Source organism: Ensifer sp. 22521, assembly GCF_052044795.1.
In the GTDB taxonomy this organism is placed as follows: Bacteria; Pseudomonadota; Alphaproteobacteria; order Rhizobiales; family Rhizobiaceae; genus Ensifer.
The window spans coordinates 1-16,070 of record NZ_JBQENM010000019.1 but is presented as its reverse complement, the minus strand read 5'-3'; the positions used below and the strand labels follow the sequence as shown (position 1 = coordinate 16,070).

The 16,070-nt window shown below is 63.1% G+C and carries 16 protein-coding genes; 11 read left to right on the top strand and 5 right to left on the bottom strand.

The genetic code is table 11. The annotated features are described in order from the left end of the window. Positions 1 to 4: 4 nt before the first annotated feature. Together ACTJKE_RS25060 and ACTJKE_RS25055 are read left to right on the top strand one after the other, a co-directional pair. The gene (locus ACTJKE_RS25060) at positions 5 to 934 is read left to right on the top strand and encodes a lipid A biosynthesis lauroyl acyltransferase (protein ID WP_057254466.1); all 930 of its coding nucleotides are present in this window, start codon (positions 5 to 7) and stop codon (positions 932 to 934) included. 363 nt (positions 935 to 1,297) lie between these two features. Further along, positions 1,298 to 2,008, top strand: coding sequence for a PAS domain-containing protein (locus ACTJKE_RS25055; RefSeq protein WP_057254468.1), 711 nt, complete (start codon positions 1,298 to 1,300; stop codon positions 2,006 to 2,008). Between the two features lie 95 nt (positions 2,009 to 2,103). On the opposite strand, the gene ACTJKE_RS25050 is transcribed toward ACTJKE_RS25055, so the two are convergent. Then, positions 2,104 to 3,471, bottom strand: coding sequence for a DUF1254 domain-containing protein (locus ACTJKE_RS25050; RefSeq protein WP_440692860.1), 1,368 nt, complete (start codon positions 3,469 to 3,471; stop codon positions 2,104 to 2,106). Positions 3,472 to 3,775: 304 nt separating this feature from the next. Then, positions 3,776 to 4,276, bottom strand: a complete 501-nt coding sequence (locus tag ACTJKE_RS25045) for a hemerythrin domain-containing protein (protein ID WP_057254471.1) — start codon at positions 4,274 to 4,276, stop codon at positions 3,776 to 3,778. A gap of 189 nt (positions 4,277 to 4,465) precedes the next feature. Here ACTJKE_RS25045 and ccoN point away from each other — a divergent pair, with 189 nt between their 5' ends. Genes ccoN through ccoP form a run of 4 tightly spaced genes read left to right on the top strand, consistent with a single transcriptional unit; the run spans position 4,466 to position 7,876 of the window. Next, entirely contained in the window at positions 4,466 to 6,097 is a 1,632-nt protein-coding gene (gene ccoN, locus ACTJKE_RS25040; protein ID WP_058323180.1) for a cytochrome-c oxidase, cbb3-type subunit I, read from the top strand. Between the two features lie 13 nt (positions 6,098 to 6,110). Then, positions 6,111 to 6,842: a cytochrome-c oxidase, cbb3-type subunit II gene (gene ccoO / locus ACTJKE_RS25035; protein ID WP_093234591.1), complete on the top strand. Its 732-nt coding sequence runs from the start codon at positions 6,111 to 6,113 to the stop codon at positions 6,840 to 6,842. Between the two features lie 13 nt (positions 6,843 to 6,855). Continuing rightward, entirely contained in the window at positions 6,856 to 7,008 is a 153-nt protein-coding gene (locus tag ACTJKE_RS25030; RefSeq protein ID WP_057254226.1) for a CcoQ/FixQ family Cbb3-type cytochrome c oxidase assembly chaperone, read from the top strand. A gap of 4 nt (positions 7,009 to 7,012) precedes the next feature. Next, positions 7,013 to 7,876: a cytochrome-c oxidase, cbb3-type subunit III gene (ccoP, locus tag ACTJKE_RS25025; protein WP_058323178.1), complete on the top strand. Its 864-nt coding sequence runs from the start codon at positions 7,013 to 7,015 to the stop codon at positions 7,874 to 7,876. Positions 7,877 to 8,358: 482 nt separating this feature from the next. On the opposite strand, the gene ACTJKE_RS25020 is transcribed toward ccoP, so the two are convergent. The 3 genes from ACTJKE_RS25020 to ACTJKE_RS25010 form a co-directional block, all read right to left on the bottom strand. Continuing rightward, positions 8,359 to 8,712: a VOC family protein gene (locus ACTJKE_RS25020; RefSeq protein WP_057254230.1), complete on the bottom strand. Its 354-nt coding sequence runs from the start codon at positions 8,710 to 8,712 to the stop codon at positions 8,359 to 8,361. Positions 8,713 to 8,716: 4 nt separating this feature from the next. Beyond that, positions 8,717 to 9,127 (bottom strand): polyketide cyclase, encoded by a 411-nt coding sequence (locus ACTJKE_RS25015; protein ID WP_093234590.1) that lies wholly within the window; start codon positions 9,125 to 9,127, stop codon positions 8,717 to 8,719. Positions 9,128 to 9,191: 64 nt separating this feature from the next. Next, entirely contained in the window at positions 9,192 to 9,986 is a 795-nt protein-coding gene (locus ACTJKE_RS25010) for an AraC family transcriptional regulator (protein ID WP_440692739.1), read from the bottom strand. A 313-nt stretch (positions 9,987 to 10,299) separates the two neighbouring features. Between ACTJKE_RS25010 and ccoG the strand changes: the two genes are divergently transcribed. From ccoG to gndA, 5 genes are all read left to right on the top strand, one after another. Then, positions 10,300 to 11,874 (top strand): cytochrome c oxidase accessory protein CcoG, encoded by a 1,575-nt coding sequence (ccoG, locus tag ACTJKE_RS25005; RefSeq protein WP_440692737.1) that lies wholly within the window; start codon positions 10,300 to 10,302, stop codon positions 11,872 to 11,874. Further along, positions 11,871 to 12,368 carry a FixH family protein gene (locus ACTJKE_RS25000; RefSeq protein WP_058326996.1) on the top strand — a complete coding sequence of 166 codons (498 nt, stop codon included), beginning with the start codon at positions 11,871 to 11,873 and terminating at the stop codon, positions 12,366 to 12,368. The genes ccoG and ACTJKE_RS25000 overlap by 4 nt, the downstream gene beginning before the upstream one ends. Further along, positions 12,365 to 14,656 carry a cation-translocating P-type ATPase gene (locus ACTJKE_RS24995; protein ID WP_093234587.1) on the top strand — a complete coding sequence of 764 codons (2,292 nt, stop codon included), beginning with the start codon at positions 12,365 to 12,367 and terminating at the stop codon, positions 14,654 to 14,656. Before ACTJKE_RS25000 ends, ACTJKE_RS24995 begins: the two co-directional genes overlap by 4 nt. Next, a complete protein-coding gene (ccoS, locus tag ACTJKE_RS24990) occupies positions 14,653 to 14,811 on the top strand; it encodes a cbb3-type cytochrome oxidase assembly protein CcoS (RefSeq protein WP_043615060.1) in 159 nt (52 codons plus the stop codon). The genes ACTJKE_RS24995 and ccoS overlap by 4 nt, the downstream gene beginning before the upstream one ends. Before the next feature lie 180 nt (positions 14,812 to 14,991). Beyond that, positions 14,992 to 16,070, top strand: a 1,079-nt coding sequence (gene gndA, locus ACTJKE_RS24985) for an NADP-dependent phosphogluconate dehydrogenase (protein WP_440692735.1), incomplete at its 3' end; no start/stop codon positions are given.

Below are 16,070 nucleotides of genomic sequence, written 5' to 3'. Positions count from 1 at the left end.
GCGCATGCTGATCACACGGCTGGTGCTGGCGGCGGATCGTACCCGCCAGTGGCTGATCGCGCAGTTCGTTTTCCTGCTGCTGACGATCCTGAAGATGTTTCCGGCCGATGCCGCGATCCGCTTCATGGATCGTGCCCTGCGGTTCATCGGGCCGAAGACCAGCCGGCAGAAGCTGACGCTCACCAACCTGCGCAACGCTTTTCCTGAGAAAAGCGAGGCGGAGATCAACGCGATCGCGCTTGAGAGCTGGGGCAACATGGGCCGCATGGCGGCCGAATACGTGTTCCTCGACCGTCTGTTCGATTTCGACCCCGAGCGCACGACGCCCGGCCGTGTCGAGGTGTCGGGCATCCCGTTGTTCCTCGAGCTTCGCGACAATCCGCGCCCCTTCATCGTCTTCACCGCGCACAGCGGCAATTTCGAGATGCTGCCGGTCGCCGGCTCCGCCTTCGGCCTCGACGTGACCGTGCTGTTCCGGCCGCCGAACAACCCTTACGTGGCGGAAAAAGTGTTCAAGTTCCGCGAGGAGCGCATGGGCAATCTGGTGCCGTCACACGCCGGCTCGTCCTTCGCACTCGCCCGCCAGCTCGAACGGGGCCTGGGCGTCGGCGTTCTCGTCGACCAGAAGTTCCGCAAGGGGCTGAAGACCAAGTTTTTCGGCCAGGACGTGCAGACCAATCCGCTGCTGGCCAAGCTCGTCCGCCAGTTCAACTGCGAAGTCTATCCGGCCCGCTGCATAAGGCTGCCGGGCGGCCGTTTCCGGCTGGAGCTGGAACCGGCGATCGCCATTCCCCGCAAGGCCGACGGCAATGTCGACGTCACCGCCACGGCGCAGGTGCTGAACGACAAGGTGGAAAGCTGGGTGCGCGAGTATCCGGGCCAGTGGCTCTGGTATCACGACCGCTGGCACATCAAGCGCTACCTCAAGGACTGATTCCCCTCCGCACGAACGATCGCGCTTGAGCTTGCTTCCGGGCAGCCTTGAGAATTCGGCGCGTTCCGATTTCGGTTCGGCGAGCATCACCTTCGTGGTCCGTCCGCGGCAGCGCATGCCCTTCGTCCCGAAATTGCTTCAAAAGGTTAAGTTTTCTTTCTGCTGTTGAACGCTAACGCAATGAGTGTAAACTCAACGTTGTCTCGCGAGGGGAAGATTGCAAGCGCTTTGGGTGGCCGGAGCGGTGTGGTTTTACACGGAAAGGGTGGGGAAGCGTCAAAAACGAAATCAGTGTCTGCAGCATCAACGCCTGTCTTGAAGTGCATCGAAGCGGCTCTGCCGTGGGGGAATTGGGGTTTCGAATTGAACGCACTGATTGAGCTGTTCTGGTTCAAGTATTCGCAGCTGCAGTATGCCGTACGTACGGCAGACGAGCATTTGATCGGCATTCTGGATCGCGAATTGGATCCGATCCTCAGATCCGTCTACGACGAGAAGGCGGTGAGCGTCGAAGATGCCCGACTTCAGTTCCAGTTCCTGATCGACATCCTGCGCGTCGAAGCCGATGACATCTCCTGCGTGCTCCGGCACTCGCAATTGCTACAGTCGCTGATCAACCGCTATTTTGCGGCGACGGGCGCGGAGAAATTCGCCGACCTCCAGCTCGAGCGGCTGCCGGCCCAGCCGAGCAAGGGCAGGGCGGATGAAGGCCTGCTCAACGAGGCGATCCTCGACAGCTTTCCGGATCGGATCGCGGTGATCACGCCCGACTACCGCTACCTCTACACGAACCCGCGCAATGCCGACCATCTGGAGAGCCGCCCGATGGATCTGATCGGCCGGCACATCGTCGAGTTCATCGGCATCCAGCGCTTCGAGCAGCGGGTGAAATCCTATCTCGATCGTTGTTTTGCGGGCGAGGTGGTCGACTATACCTTCGCCAAGACCGTCGATGCGCGCACGGTCGTCGTGCGTTGCCGGCTGACGCCATGCATGTCCAGCTCCGGCAAGCTCATCGGCGCGATCCTCGTGATCCAGGAACATGCCGACCGCCGCCGCGCGATCGCGGCCTGACACGTCATTGCCGGCGCTACCAATCAAGAGAGAGTGAGGACCCCAAAGACCCGGCCGGGGATCGCGACGTCGAACCCGCGGGCGAACTGAACAAACTATGGTGTCTTGGTCATGGGCGGATGCTTCCACATGCCATTGAGCGCCTCGTCTTTCGGCCAATAGAGCCGCATCGCGACGAAGAAGGGACCCTCGGGCGCCGGCAGCCAATTCGGCTCCTTGTCCTTGCCCGGCGACTCGTTCTGAACGTAGAAGGTGTAGCCGCCGTCGGCATCCTTCACGAATTGCGGGAGCATCGGCTTGTTAAGCAAATAGCGGTTGATCGGATTGGCAACGAGCAGGCTCGCCGGCAGATCATACATCGTCAGCGACCAGAAGGCGTTGACCGGCGGCATCTTATCGGCGGCGAAATGGACGGTGTAGCGGTTGGCGCCGTCGAGCTTCTGCCCTTCGACGTCAGTGGCGTAGACCGGATACATCGCCTCCTGCTTCGAATTGCCGTAAATGCCGAGAACGGCCGCCGCCATGCGGTAGAGATAATTGTTCTTCAGGTATTCGCGCGTGCCGAAGAGGTCGCCCGAGGTCACCGTTCCGGCGTCGATCTGCTTCTTCAAGCCCTCAAGATCGGCCCAGGCGTCGGCCATACCTTGCTCGATGGCGGTCTTGATGTCCGGCGAGAGCGCCGCAACGTCTATGGTCTTGCCTGCACCAACCCCGATCTTGGCAGAACGCGCCATCAACTCGGTCTCGGATGGATTAGTCGGGCAGAACTGCAGGACGAAATTCAGGATGTTGAAGAACTCCAGCGACTTCTTCTCTTCGTCCGGCGAAAGCGGCTTGGTGAAGTCGATTGCGGGAGCGGCCGCAGGCGCCGCCCCGCCGAGAAACGCCGAAAGCGGCTCTGCCTTGTAGCGATCCTGGATCTTCTTCACATTGTCTAAGTCGTCGGGGTTGAATAGCTGCGTGCGATAGGCCCCGAGAACGAGATCGGTCTCGGCGCGAAACACCTTCTTGATGCCCGCAGGCGTCTCGCCTTTCCAGCCCGGGCCGGCGACCAGGAAGCTGCCGCCGTCGTTGCCGGTCGTGCGGCTGCCGGCATAGTCGAAGTTGAACGTATAAGCGTCGATGAGCTGGATGCTGAAGTACCGGTCCTTCTCGATCACTGGTACGGTGAGGACCATCGGCTCCGCACGCAGGTCCATGCCGATCATCGAATAGGGCGTGTCGGAGTTGGGCGTCTGGATCGCCGTATCGGCGGGGGTGTAGACGCGGGGGATGTTCTTGAGGTGGTTCCACGGCGCCTTGTATTCCGGGTTCTTGTCGTCGACGAAATAGGCGTATTGGATGCGGTAGCTGTCCACCATCGGGAAGCCGTAGATATAGGCTTCCTTGGCGATCTTTCGTGCCTCGTCAGGCGTGATTTCGCTCTGGGCGGCCGCAGTGCCTGGGAAGCGCAATGACGGCATCAGGGCGATCCCGCCGACAAAAGCTCTTCGTGTGATCGTTGTCATGGGCATCGCCTTCCTCGGTTGGCGCATGACGTTCTGCATCGTTCATCAGCGCCGTGTGGACCTGTGAATTCGCAGGAGAGATGAGTAGGTGAGTGAAATTTTATACAGGTATGTAACGTGCGCCACCGCACATCACCAGAATGATTGGGGCCGCGTTGCTCCCAAACTCGATCCAGTTTCGCGTATAGCACGAATGGCGCTGCGCTTACAGCCGCGAACAATCCTACCTTGCCGCGTGCCGACCGCCCCGTCTGCCGGTTCACCCAACCGGCGAGGTGATGCTGCGCAAACATTCCTGTTCGAAGCCGACGTGTCGCCTGAGGCTGGTGAAAAAGCCGCGCAGCATATAACCGGCGGTTTCGGCATTGACCGTTTGGTCGGCGGCGCCGAGGCGTTCCAGCATTTCCGTCAGTTCTTCGGCGAAGCACTCGTCTTCGCAGTGCTCGTATTTCAGCCGCTCCAGCGTCGCGCCGAGCGTCGGGTCGCCGCGGAAGGTGCGCTCGATCCACGGGAAGACCAGGCTTTCCTCGCCGGAATGCATTTCGCGGATCATCGGTCCGAGCACCTTGGCGGCGTAGACGCATTTCTGCCGATCGATTTCTGCAGGCAGGCTGTCGGCGATCTCCTCGAGACAGTTGCAGAGCGCAAGCTGCTCCTCATGCGCGCGGGCGAGCCATGCGAAAGGCTCGGCCACCGGGACGGCGCGGGGAGGCGGTTCCAGCCGGCTCCGGATTCGTCCCTCTTCAAAAGTCTTTTTCATCGGCTTCAAACGCCAGCTCCCACGGCGCTCCCTGTTATTTGCCGAGGATGATCCAATCGAGGTGGTGCAGCCTTGATCTGAATCAAGGCCAGGATGCCCCGATTCTGACACTTTCCGGCCAGCTGCGGTGGCGCGCCTCGTTCTGGGGCGTGTCGTCGCGTGCGATCGGACCAAGTTGGGGACCCAACCATGAAATACACATTCGAGATGATCCTGCTCGGGGTCGGTGCTTTCCTGGCGCTCGTCGGCGCCGGGTTTGCGCAGGACCGGCACTTTGAAGCCCATATGTGGGTGCTGTTCTTCGTGCTCCTCGCCGGCACTGTCATGCTGATGCGACGCATCGAGTTCAGCCCGGTTTCCGCCGGCAGGGCGCCACCACCACCGCCGCAGTCGGAATATTTCGACGAGGTGGTCAAGTATGGCGTGATCGCCACCGTGTTCTGGGGCGTCGTCGGCTTTCTCGTGGGCGTCGTGGTTGCGCTCCAGCTTGCCTTTCCCGACCTCAACATCGAGCCCTGGTTCAACTTCGGCCGCATGCGGCCGCTGCACACTTCGGCTGTCATTTTCGCCTTCGGCGGCAACGCGCTGATCGCGACGTCCTTCTACATCGTCCAGCGTACCAGCCGCGCGCGCCTTTTCGGCGGCAATCTCGGCTGGTTCGTGTTCTGGGGCTACCAGCTCTTCATCATCATGGCGGCCACCGGCTACCTGCTCGGCATCACCCAGTCGAAGGAATATGCGGAGCCGGAATGGTATGTCGACCTGTGGCTGACGATCGTCTGGGTCGCCTATCTCATCGCCTTCCTCGGCACGCTTCTGACGCGCAAGGAGCCGCATATCTATGTGGCCAACTGGTTCTACCTCGCCTTCATCGTCACGATCGCGATGCTGCACATCGTCAACAACCTGGCGGTGCCGGTCTCCTTCCTCGGCTCGAAGAGCTACTCGGCCTTTGCCGGCGTGCAGGATGCGCTGACGCAGTGGTGGTACGGGCATAACGCCGTCGGCTTCTTCCTGACGGCCGGCTTCCTCGGCATGATGTATTACTTCATCCCCAAGCAGGCCAATCGCCCGGTCTATTCCTACCGCCTGTCGATCATCCATTTCTGGTCGCTGATCTTCATGTACATCTGGGCGGGTCCGCACCACCTGCACTATACGGCGCTGCCCGACTGGGCGCAGACGCTCGGCATGGTCTTCTCGGTCATGCTGTGGATGCCCTCCTGGGGCGGCATGATCAACGGCCTGATGACGCTTTCGGGCGCCTGGGACAAGATCCGTACCGACCCGATCATCCGCATGATGGTGATGGCGGTTGCCTTCTACGGCATGGCGACCTTCGAAGGTCCGATGATGTCGATCAAGACGGTCAACTCGCTCAGCCACTACACCGACTGGACGATCGGCCACGTGCATTCGGGTGCGCTCGGCTGGAACGGCCTCATCACCTTCGGCGCGATCTACTATCTGACGCCCAAGCTATGGAACCGCGAGCGGCTCTATAGCGTGCGCATGGTCAACTGGCACTTCTGGCTCGCCACGCTCGGCATCGTCGTCTACGCGGCGGTCATGTGGGTCGCCGGCATCCAGCAGGGCCTGATGTGGCGCGAGTACGACGACCAGGGCTTCCTCGTCTATTCCTTCGCGGAATCGGTCGCGGCCATGGTTCCCTACTACGTGCTGCGTGCTCTTGGCGGCGCACTGTTCCTCGCCGGGGCTCTGCTCATGGCCTTCAACGTAACAATGACCATCCTCGGCCGCGTGCGTGACGAAGCTCCGATCTTCGGTGCTGCTCAGCCCGCGCTGAAAGCTGCGGAATAGGAGGGCATAGACCATGTCCATTCTCGACAAACACGCGACCCTTGAACGCAACGCCACCCTGCTGCTCGTCGGCTCGCTGCTCGTCGTCTCCATCGGCGGCATCGTGGAAATCGCGCCGCTCTTCTATCTCGAAAACACCATCGAGAAGGTGGAGGGGATGAGGCCCTATTCGCCGCTGGAGCTCGCCGGTCGCGACATCTATGTGCGTGAAGGCTGCTACGTCTGTCACAGCCAGATGATCCGGCCGTTCCGCGACGAAGTGGAGCGCTACGGTCATTACTCTCTGGCGGCGGAATCCATGTACGACCATCCGTTCCAGTGGGGCTCCAAGCGCACCGGACCGGACCTCGCCCGCGTCGGCGACCGCTATTCCAACGAATGGCACGTGCAGCACATGACCGAGCCGCGCTCCGTCGTGCCGGAATCGGTCATGCCGAGCTACGCCTTCCTCAAGGAGACGACGCTCGACGTGAACAACATCGCCGCGAACCTGAAGGCCAACAAGGCGGTCGGCGTTCCCTATACGGACGAGATGATCGACAACGCGCTTGCCGACATCAAGGCGCAGGCTGATCCGAATGCCGACACCTCCGGCGTCGAGGCGCGCTATCCGAAGGCCAAGCTCGGCGACTTCGACGGCAACCAGCAGAGGCTGACGGAGATGGACGCGCTCGTCGCCTATCTGCAGATGCTTGGTACGCTGGTCGACTTCTCCACCTACGACGACACCACCGGTTATCGCTAAGGGAGACACGCACATGGAAACCTATACGGCCATGCGCCAGTTCGCCGATAGCTGGGCGCTCCTTGCCATGACGCTCTTCTTCCTGGGCGTCGTCGGCTTCATCTTCCGGCCCGGCGCCAAGAAGGCCGCCGATGATGCCGCAGCCATCCCCCTGAAGGAGGATTAATAGTATGGCGGACAAACACGTCGACGAAATCAGCGGCGTCGAGACCACCGGCCACGAGTGGGACGGTATCCGCGAACTGAACAACCCGATGCCGCGCTGGTGGGTCTATACCTTCTACGCGACCATCGTCTGGGCGGTCGGCTACATGATCGTCTATCCGGCGGTGCCGCTTCTGACGGACGCGACCAAGGGTGTGCTCGGCTATTCGAGCCGCGCCGAGGTGAGCGCGGAACTCGCAAGCGCCAAGGCGGCCCAGGCCGGCAATCTCGAAAAGATCGCCTCGAGCTCGATCGAGCAGATCATTGCCGATCCGCAGCTGCAGCAGTTCGCCGTTTCCGGCGGCGCATCGGCCTTCAAGGTCAACTGCGCCCAGTGCCATGGCTCGGGTGCTGCGGGTTCCGCCGGCTTCCCGAACCTCAACGACGACGACTGGCTCTGGGGCGGCAAGCCCGAGGAGATCTACCAGACGATCGCTCACGGCATTCGCTACACTGGCGATGGCGAGACCCGCGTTTCGGAAATGCCGTCCTTTGCCGAAATCCTGCAGCCGGAAGAGATCAAGCAGACGGCGGCCTACGTCGTCAGCCTTACCGGCACGCCGTCGGACGTCTCGATGGTCGAGCCGGGCAAGGCACTGTTCGAAGCCAATTGCGCCTCCTGTCATGGTGCCGATGCCAAGGGCAACCGCGAGTTCGGCGCGCCTGATCTCGCCGACGCACTGTGGCTCAACGGCGAGGGCGAGCAGGCGATCGTCGCCCAGATGAAGGCACCCAAGCACGGCGTCATGCCCGCCTGGCTGCCGCGCCTCGGCGACACCACGGTCAAGCAGCTTGCGGTGTTCGTGCATTCGCTGGGCGGGGGCGAGTAGGCTATCGTCTGTGGTTGGTGGGCGGGCTGCCCCTCAACCGCCTGCCGGCACCTTCTCCCCGCAGGCGGGGAGAAGGGAAACGCGGCGCCAGCATCGCCAATCTCGAGCGTTGAGGCTTGGCGACAGAGAGCGAGCCAAGCGTTTCTCTCCCCGCGTGTGGGGAGAGATGTCCGGCAGGACAGTGAGGGGCGATCCTAAAGTCGTAAAGTGGGGATGGGTGTCCACAGGATATGGATGGCGCCTTAATCACCTCCTTCATTCCTGTGCTCGTCACAGGAATCCAGCAGCGCCGCGTCGGCGGCGCGGGAGACCCCTTGCAGTCTGCAAATCAGGCGTCCCGGCTCTGCTCCTCCCGCCGTGCCGACGCACGGCTGCTGGATCTCTGTGACAAGCACAGAGATGAGGGTGGAGATGGCTGCGGTCGCTCAGCCTGCCGAAGGGGCAGCCCTCGTTCCCGTGCTGGTCTGGGGCGTCGACTGCCCTTACTGCGCCGACCAAACCGCCAGCTCGTATCCGTCAGGGTCGGCGAAATGGAAGCGGCGGCCGCCGGGGAAGGTGAAGATCGGCTTGACGATCTTGCCGCCGGCCTTTTCGACGCGGGCCAGCATGTCCTCGAGGTTGTCGGCATAGAGGATGATCAGCGGCCCACCGCTGCCGACGGGACCCGTGGTGGTGAAACCGCCGGTCAGACGGCCGTCCTGGAATTCGCAATATTCCGGGCCGTAGTCGGTGAAGGTCCAGCCGAAGGCGCTGCCGTAGAAGGCCTTGGCGGCAGCGATGTCGGAGACGTTGAACTCGACATAGTCGATGCGGCTGTCGTTGCCCTTGTTGCCCATTTTCCTACCTGTCTTTTCCGGATTCCATGATTGATTTCAAAGTGGCGAGATCCTTTGCCACCCAACCGGCGTCGCCGGCAAATTGTTCAGCGCTCATGCCCGGCTGACGCAGCAGCGTGAACATCACCTCCGCCCCGTCGCCGTTCGGCACGACGCGCAGCGCGTTATGAACCTCGGTACCGTCCGCGAGCGTGACGAGATGATCGACGACTCCGAAGTCGTTGGCGGGGGCGAAGCGCACACGGGCCTCGCCGAGCGGTCCCGGCGCCAGCCAGTCCTCGCCGTCGCGCGTCAGGCCCGACGATAGGCCGGACGCCCAGCGCGGCATGTTCTCGGGCTTGGCCATGAAGGCATAGACCTCGCGCCAGTCGCGGGCGATGGTGGTGTGGATGATCTTTGCTTCAAGTGTTGCCATGCTTGGTTCTCCTGAGTGAGGACGTAGCACGGGCGGCCCCGCCGGTCTTGAACGAAACGGCCAGTCAGGCCGCTTGCCGATGGGCGGAAAGCTGGCGGCGGATTTCCGCCGGTGAAAGCGACGTCAGTTCCCTGGCTTCGCGCGAAAGATGCGCCTGGTCGGCATAGCCGGCATCAAGAGCGAGGATGCCGAGGCGTACGGATGGCTCGCCGCGGCATGCCCCAAGGAATCGTTGCAGACGCAGGATGCGATCGAGGGTCTTGGCGCCATAGCCGAAATGTTCGTGGCAGCGGCGCAGCGTCCGCTCGCTGGTGCCGGTGGCGGCGGCCAATGCGCTGATGGGGTTGTCGGACGAATCGCGCCGTTGCGTGAGATGGGCGAGCGCGGCTGCGACATCGCCGGGCGGCGGGGAGACGGCCGGTGAGCGCTCTAGCACTGCTGCCGCCATGATATCGGCGCGGATGGCATCCGGCGCGTCCTGAAGCTTGGCATCAAGTTCGCGCGCGGCTTTGCCCCAGAAGGCATCGAGCGGGACGATTTGACCGGTGATTTCCGAAAGCGATGTGCGCAGAAACGACGCGGCGACGCCCGGGCGGAAGCGCAGGCCGATGACCTTGGCGCCCGGCGCGATCACGGGAAAGGCAGCGGTCCGATCAGGGCCGGCAACGACGAGACCGCGATTGGACCAGAGGATGTCGACGCAGCCGTCGGGGACGACCGCGATCGGCGCGGGCGGTCCCTCCGGCATCTGGTGGCTCCACAGGCATTCGACATGCCCGGCGAGAGCGTGAGGCGCGGCACGCTCGCAATAGGTGCCGCGCTGTTTGGCCAGCGTCAGGGGCTCGAGGGAGCCGTGCATGCTTTCTCCTTCGCGACTGTCCTGCCTTGCCTTCAGCATAGCCGATATAGGGAAACATGCAGCAATTCAAAGTACTACGGCGACCTTTGCGCGTCTCATAAGGCGCGTGGCGTTGTGGTGCAGATGGGCTCGAGCGCAAGGCCCTTGGCGTCCTTCCGCACCAAAGGTCGTTGCCGACCGCTGCGGTTCCGATGGCTCGGACGTTTCGCCGCATGGCGCGGCCTTAGGCCGCAAACTTGACACAGATCAACGTTTTCGGCGGTCAGATCGGGCAAGACATGGCTCAATACGCGATATCCGGGATGTCCCACTTATGAACTCTCAATCCGCCGCCAACGCCGCATCCGTCGAACGTCACGAGGCCGAACCGGTCAATGCGGCGCATGTGCGCAAGCCGCTCTACGAAAAGCGCAAGAAGATCTTCCCGAAACGCGCCGAGGGCAGCTTCCGCCGCTTCAAGTGGCTGGTGATGCTGGTGACGCTCGGCATCTACTATCTGACGCCGTGGATCCGCTGGGATCGCGGCGAACATGCGCCAGATCAGGCGGTGCTGGTCGATCTCGCCGCCCGTCGCTTCTATTTCTTCTTCATCGAAATCTGGCCGCAGGAATTCTTCTTCGTGGCCGGCCTGCTGGTCATGGCAGGCTTCGGCCTGTTCCTGGTGACGTCTGCCGTCGGGCGCGCCTGGTGCGGCGATACCTGTCCGCAGACGGTGTGGGTCGATCTCTTCCTGGTGGTGGAGCGCTACATCGAAGGCGACCGCAACGCCCGCATGAAACTCGACGCCGGCCCCTGGACGGTCGCCAAGATCGTCAAGCGCGTGTCGAAGCACTCGATCTGGATCCTGATCGGTATTGCCACCGGCGGCGCGTGGATCTTCTATTTTGCCGATGCGCCGACGCTTCTGAAAAGCTTCGTTTCGCTGGAAGCACCAACCGTCGCCTACATGACCGTCGGTATCCTGACCGCCACCACCTATGTCTTCGGCGGGCTGATGCGCGAGCAGGTCTGCACCTATATGTGCCCCTGGCCGCGCATCCAGGCGGCGATGCTCGATGAGAATTCGCTGGTCGTCACCTATAACGACTGGCGCGGCGAGCCGCGCTCGCGCCACCAGAAGAAGGCGGTGGCAGCCGGGGAGGCCGTCGGCGATTGCGTCGATTGCAACGCCTGCGTCGTCGTCTGTCCGATGGGCATCGACATCCGTGACGGCCAGCAGCTCGAATGCATCACCTGCGCGCTCTGCATCGACGCCTGCAACGGCGTCATGGACAAGGTCGGCCGCGAGCGCGGACTGATCTCCTATGCGACGCTGAACGACTATGCCTCCAACATGGCGCTTGCCACCAATGGCGGCACGACGGCGATCGACCCGAGCCGGATTCGCAACGCGGATGGCGCCTTCTCCGACAAGGTCCGCCATTTCAACTGGAAGATCGTCTTCCGTCCGCGCGTGCTCGTCTATCTCGGTGTCTGGACGCTCGTCGGCATCGGGCTGCTCTATGCGCTCTTGTCGCGCGACCGGCTGGAGATCAACGTGCTGCACGACCGCAACCCGCAATTCGTCGTCGAATCCGACGGTTCGGTGCGCAACGGCTACATGGTCAAGCTCTTGAACATGATCCCCGAACAACGCACCATCACGCTCGCGATCGACGGTATGTCTTCGGCGACGATGCGCATCGCCGGCCAGGCGGCGGGCGACGGCCGCACCTTTGCGATCGGCGTCGATCCGGACAAGGTCACCGCCGTGAAAGTGTTCGTGACGCTGCCGAAGGACAAGCTTGGCGAAGCGGCTGACGGTTTCAGCCTGATCGTCGAGGATCCGTCGAGCCACGAGCGCGACGTCTACAAGGCCAACTTCAACAGCCCTGGAGCGGCGAAATGATCACCAAACAGGCAAAGGCACCGCGGCCCTTCACCGGCTGGCATATGCTGGGCGTCATGGTGCTGTTCTTCGGCACGATCATCACCGTCAATCTGATCATGGCCTGGAATGCCAGCCATAGCTGGAGCGGGCTGGTGGTGCAGAACACTTATGTCGCCAGCCAGCAGTTCAACGGCAAGGTGAAGGAGGCGAAGGCCTTCGCCGCCAGCGGGCTCGAAGGCAAGCTCAGTGTCGAACAGGAAGCGCTGCGCTACACGCTAACGCGACAGGGCAAGCCGGAACTGACCGCGGACAAGGTGGTCGCGGTCCTGAAGCGCCCGGTCGAGGAGCATGAGGATGTGACGGTCGAGATGGCGCATCAGGGCGAGGGCGTGTTCGTTGCTGCCGCGACGCTGAAGCGCGGCCAGTGGATCGCCGATATCACCGCGACCAAGGGCGACACGGTCGTCTATCGCCAGGCCATCCGCTTCATGGCGCCGGGAGCAGCGCAATGAGCTGCTGCGCTCCTGGAACCGAAATGGCTCTGGAGATCGACAGGGCCGGGCAGGGACTGCCCACATCGGAAGAGCTCTGGCTGACGAGCCGGTCGCTCGGCGGCGGGTTGCGCCAGACGGACCTCAGCGTACCCGGCGTGCATTGCGGCGCCTGCATCGCGACACTTGAGGGCGCCTTGAAAGCGCGGCCCGAGGTTGAGCGGGCGCGCGTCAACCTTTCGTCGCGGCGGGTGGCGATCGTCTGGAAGGAAGAGGTCGATGACGCCCGCACCGATCCGCGGGAACTGGCGCGCACCATCCGCGCGCGGGGCTACGAGACCCATCTCTTCGCGCCGGGCGAGGAAGACGGCGATCAGACGCTGAAGCAGCTGGTGCGCGCCGTCGCCGTTGCGGGCTTTGCCTCGGCCAATATCATGCTGCTCTCCGTCTCCGTCTGGTCGGGCGCGGAGGCGGCCACGCGCGATCTCTTCCACTGGATCTCGGCGCTGATTGCCGCGCCGACGCTGATCTATTCCGGGCGCTTCTTCTACGCGTCCGCCTGGAATGCGCTGAAGCACGGCCGCACCAACATGGACGTGCCGATCGCGCTTGCGATCACGCTCTCCTTCTCGATCTCGCTCTACGAGACGATTACCCACGGCACCCATGCCTGGTTCGACGGCACGGTGATGCTTCTCTTCTTCCTGCTGATCGGCCGCACGCTCGATCATATGATGCGCGGGCGTGCGCGTTCTGCGATCAGCAGCTTGGCCAGGCTGTCGCCGCGCGGCGCGATGGTGCTCGATGCCGACGGCGGGCGCGAATATCGTCCGGTCGACGAGATCAAGCCGGGCGAAAAGCTGGCGATCGCCGCCGGCGAACGCATCCCGGTCGATGGTCGCATTCTCATCGGCGCCAGTGACCTCGATCGCTCGATCGTCAATGGCGAGAGCGCGCCGGTGCCGGTCAAGGCAGGCGACAGCGTCGAGGCGGGCACGCTGAACCTCACCGGACCGGTGACGATCGAGGCGACCGCTGCGGCGCGCGACTCGCTGCTTGCCGAGATCATGGGCCTGATGGAGGCCGCCGAAGGGGGCAGGGCACGCTATCGCCGTATCGCCGACCGGGCGGCGCAATATTACTCGCCCGCGGTGCACCTCCTGGCGCTTTTGAGCTTCATCGGCTGGATGTTCGTCAATGGCGACTTCCACCATGCGATGCTGGTTGCGGTCGCGGTATTGATCATCACCTGCCCCTGCGCGCTAGGGCTGGCGGTGCCGGTCGTGCAGGTGATTGCCGCCGGACGGCTGTTCCAGAATGGCGTCATGGTCAAGGACGGCTCGGCCATGGAGCGGCTGGCCGAAATCGATACGGTGCTGCTCGACAAGACGGGCACGCTGACGGTGGGCGAGCCGCGGCTCGTCAATGGCCAGGATATTCAGGCATCGGTACTGGCCACAGCGGCGGGGCTGGCTGCTCATTCGCGCCATCCGCTGGCCATGGCCATTCACGATGCTGCAAAGCTTGCCCCTGTCATTGCCGGCGAGATCCGCGAGATTCCCGGTGCCGGGATCGAGGCCCGCACGGAAGCGGGCACCTACCGGCTCGGCAGCCGCGCTTTTGCCTGTGGCGACGCCGGCGAGGCGAGCGGCCAATCCGAGACGATCCTGTCGCTCGACGGCCGCGAACTTGGCTGCTTCCGCTTCGAGGATCGGCTCAGGCCCTACGCCCGTGAAAGCATCGAGGAGCTTGGCCGGCTCGGCCTGTCGACCGGCATTCTCTCCGGTGACCGCGAACCTGTCGTGGCGGCGCTTGCCCGCCGGGTCGGCATCGACAGATTCAAGGCTGAGCTGACGCCGCGTGGCAAGGTGGACGAATGTGCGCTTGCGGCCGAAGGGGGCCGCCGCGTGCTGATGGTCGGCGATGGCATCAACGACGCTCCGGCGCTTCGCGCTGCCCATGTCTCGATGGCCCCGGCAACGGCCGCGGACGTCGGGCGCCAGGCGGCGGATTTCGTCTTCCTGCACCAGGGGCTGAACGCTGTGCCGATGGCGATCGACACATCGCGCCGGGCCGGGCGGCTGATCCGCCAGAACTTCGCGCTGGCGATCGGTTACAACGTGATTGCCGTTCCGATCGCGATCCTCGGCTATGCGACGCCGCTGATCGCAGCGGTTGCCATGTCGACCTCGTCGGTGATCGTCGTTGCCAACGCCTTGCGTCTGCGTGCTGCCACCGGCAATGTTGCCGAGGAGGCGCGCGACGGCCAAGCGCCTGCCGCCCTTCGTCCAGTCGGGAATGCCTCATGAACACGCTGATCTATCTCATTCCCATCGCGTTGTTTCTCGGCGGCATCGGTCTCGTCGCCTTCCTCTGGGCGCTGAAGAGCGGCCAGTACGAAGACCTCGAAGGCGCGTCCTGGCGGGTGCTCGACGACGGCGACGGCAAGCCCGAAAAGAAGTGATTTTGTCAGGAATCGCTTGTCGTTAATCGATTTGAATGCCAAAACATCCTCCGCCGTCGCTTCTCGCGCCAGGGCCTTTGACAGAGCCCGCCGCGAGAGGGCGAAGTTCAATTCGAAGGGCCGGCACCGACGCGCTTATCCCGATCGCGCCCGGCACTTCTGTCCAATGGAGGCAATCACGTGTCACAGGCGGAAATCGGCCTAATCGGTCTCGGCGTCATGGGCTCGAACCTGGCGCTCAACATCGCTGAAAAGGGCAACAAGATCGCGGTGTTCAACCGCACCGTCGAGGCGACGCACAAGTTCTACGCGGAAGCCGGTGAACTCAAGGGCCAGATTGTGCCCTGCGACACCATTGAAGAGTTTGTTGCCGCCATCCGTCCGCCGCGCCCGATCATCATCATGATCAAGGCCGGCGAGCCGGTCGATCAGCAGATGAAGATCCTCGAGCCCTACCTTTCCAAGGGCGACATCATGATCGACGCCGGCAACGCCAACTTCCGCGACACGATGCGCCGCTTCGAGGCGCTGAAGGACAGTGGCCTGACCTTCATCGGCATGGGGGTTTCCGGCGGTGAGGAGGGCGCGCGCCACGGCCCGTCGATCATGGTCGGCGGCAAGGAGGAGTCCTGGAAGCGCGTCGAGAGCGTTTTGACCTCGATCGCTGCCAAGTATGACAACGACCCTTGCGTTGCCTGGCTCGGCGAAAACGGCGCCGGCCATTTCGTCAAGACCATCCACAACGGCATCGAATATGCCGACATGCAGATGATCGCCGAAATCTACGGCATCCTGCGCGACGGCCTGAAGATGTCGGCGACCGAGATTGGCGACGTCTTCGGCACCTGGAACAAGGGCCGCCTCAACTCCTACCTGATCGAGATCACCGAGAAGGTGCTGAAGGCCGCTGATCCTCTGACCGGCAAGCCGATCGTCGATTTGATCCTCGACAAGGCCGGCCAGAAGGGCACCGGCAAGTGGTCGGTGATCGAAGCGCAGAACATGGGCGTGCCGGCAACCGGCATTGAGGCGGCGGTTGCGGCGCGCAGCACCTCCTCGATGAAGGACGAACGCGAAGCGGCCGAAAAGATCCTCGGGCTGCCTGAGGTCGGCGACTTCAAGGTGGCCGACAAGGCAGCCTTCATCAGGGATCTCGAAAGCGCGCTGCTGGCCGCCAAGATCGGCGCCTATGCGCAAGGCTTCGCGGTGATGTCGGCGGCATCAAAGGAGTTCAACTGGAACCTGCCGATGCCGACCAT

Bases quoted from the DNA above. Each gene is read 5' to 3' on its own strand.
- ACTJKE_RS25060 (WP_057254466.1), top strand. From the start codon at position 5: ATGCTGATCACACGGCTGGTGCTGGCGGCGGATCGTACCCGCCAGTGG.
- ACTJKE_RS25050 (WP_440692860.1), bottom strand. From the start codon at position 3,471: ATGCCGTCATTGCGCTTCCCAGGCACTGCGGCCGCCCAGAGCGAAATC.
- ACTJKE_RS25045 (WP_057254471.1), bottom strand. From the start codon at position 4,276: ATGAAAAAGACTTTTGAAGAGGGACGAATCCGGAGCCGGCTGGAACCG.
- ccoN (WP_058323180.1), top strand. From the start codon at position 4,466: ATGAAATACACATTCGAGATGATCCTGCTCGGGGTCGGTGCTTTCCTG.
- ccoO (WP_093234591.1), top strand. From the start codon at position 6,111: ATGTCCATTCTCGACAAACACGCGACCCTTGAACGCAACGCCACCCTG.
- ACTJKE_RS25030 (WP_057254226.1), top strand. From the start codon at position 6,856: ATGGAAACCTATACGGCCATGCGCCAGTTCGCCGATAGCTGGGCGCTC.
- ccoP (WP_058323178.1), top strand. From the start codon at position 7,013: ATGGCGGACAAACACGTCGACGAAATCAGCGGCGTCGAGACCACCGGC.
- ACTJKE_RS25020 (WP_057254230.1), bottom strand. From the start codon at position 8,712: ATGGGCAACAAGGGCAACGACAGCCGCATCGACTATGTCGAGTTCAAC.
- ACTJKE_RS25015 (WP_093234590.1), bottom strand. From the start codon at position 9,127: ATGGCAACACTTGAAGCAAAGATCATCCACACCACCATCGCCCGCGAC.
- ACTJKE_RS25010 (WP_440692739.1), bottom strand. From the start codon at position 9,986: ATGCACGGCTCCCTCGAGCCCCTGACGCTGGCCAAACAGCGCGGCACC.
- ccoG (WP_440692737.1), top strand. From the start codon at position 10,300: ATGAACTCTCAATCCGCCGCCAACGCCGCATCCGTCGAACGTCACGAG.
- ACTJKE_RS25000 (WP_058326996.1), top strand. From the start codon at position 11,871: ATGATCACCAAACAGGCAAAGGCACCGCGGCCCTTCACCGGCTGGCAT.
- ACTJKE_RS24995 (WP_093234587.1), top strand. From the start codon at position 12,365: ATGAGCTGCTGCGCTCCTGGAACCGAAATGGCTCTGGAGATCGACAGG.
- ccoS (WP_043615060.1), top strand. From the start codon at position 14,653: ATGAACACGCTGATCTATCTCATTCCCATCGCGTTGTTTCTCGGCGGC.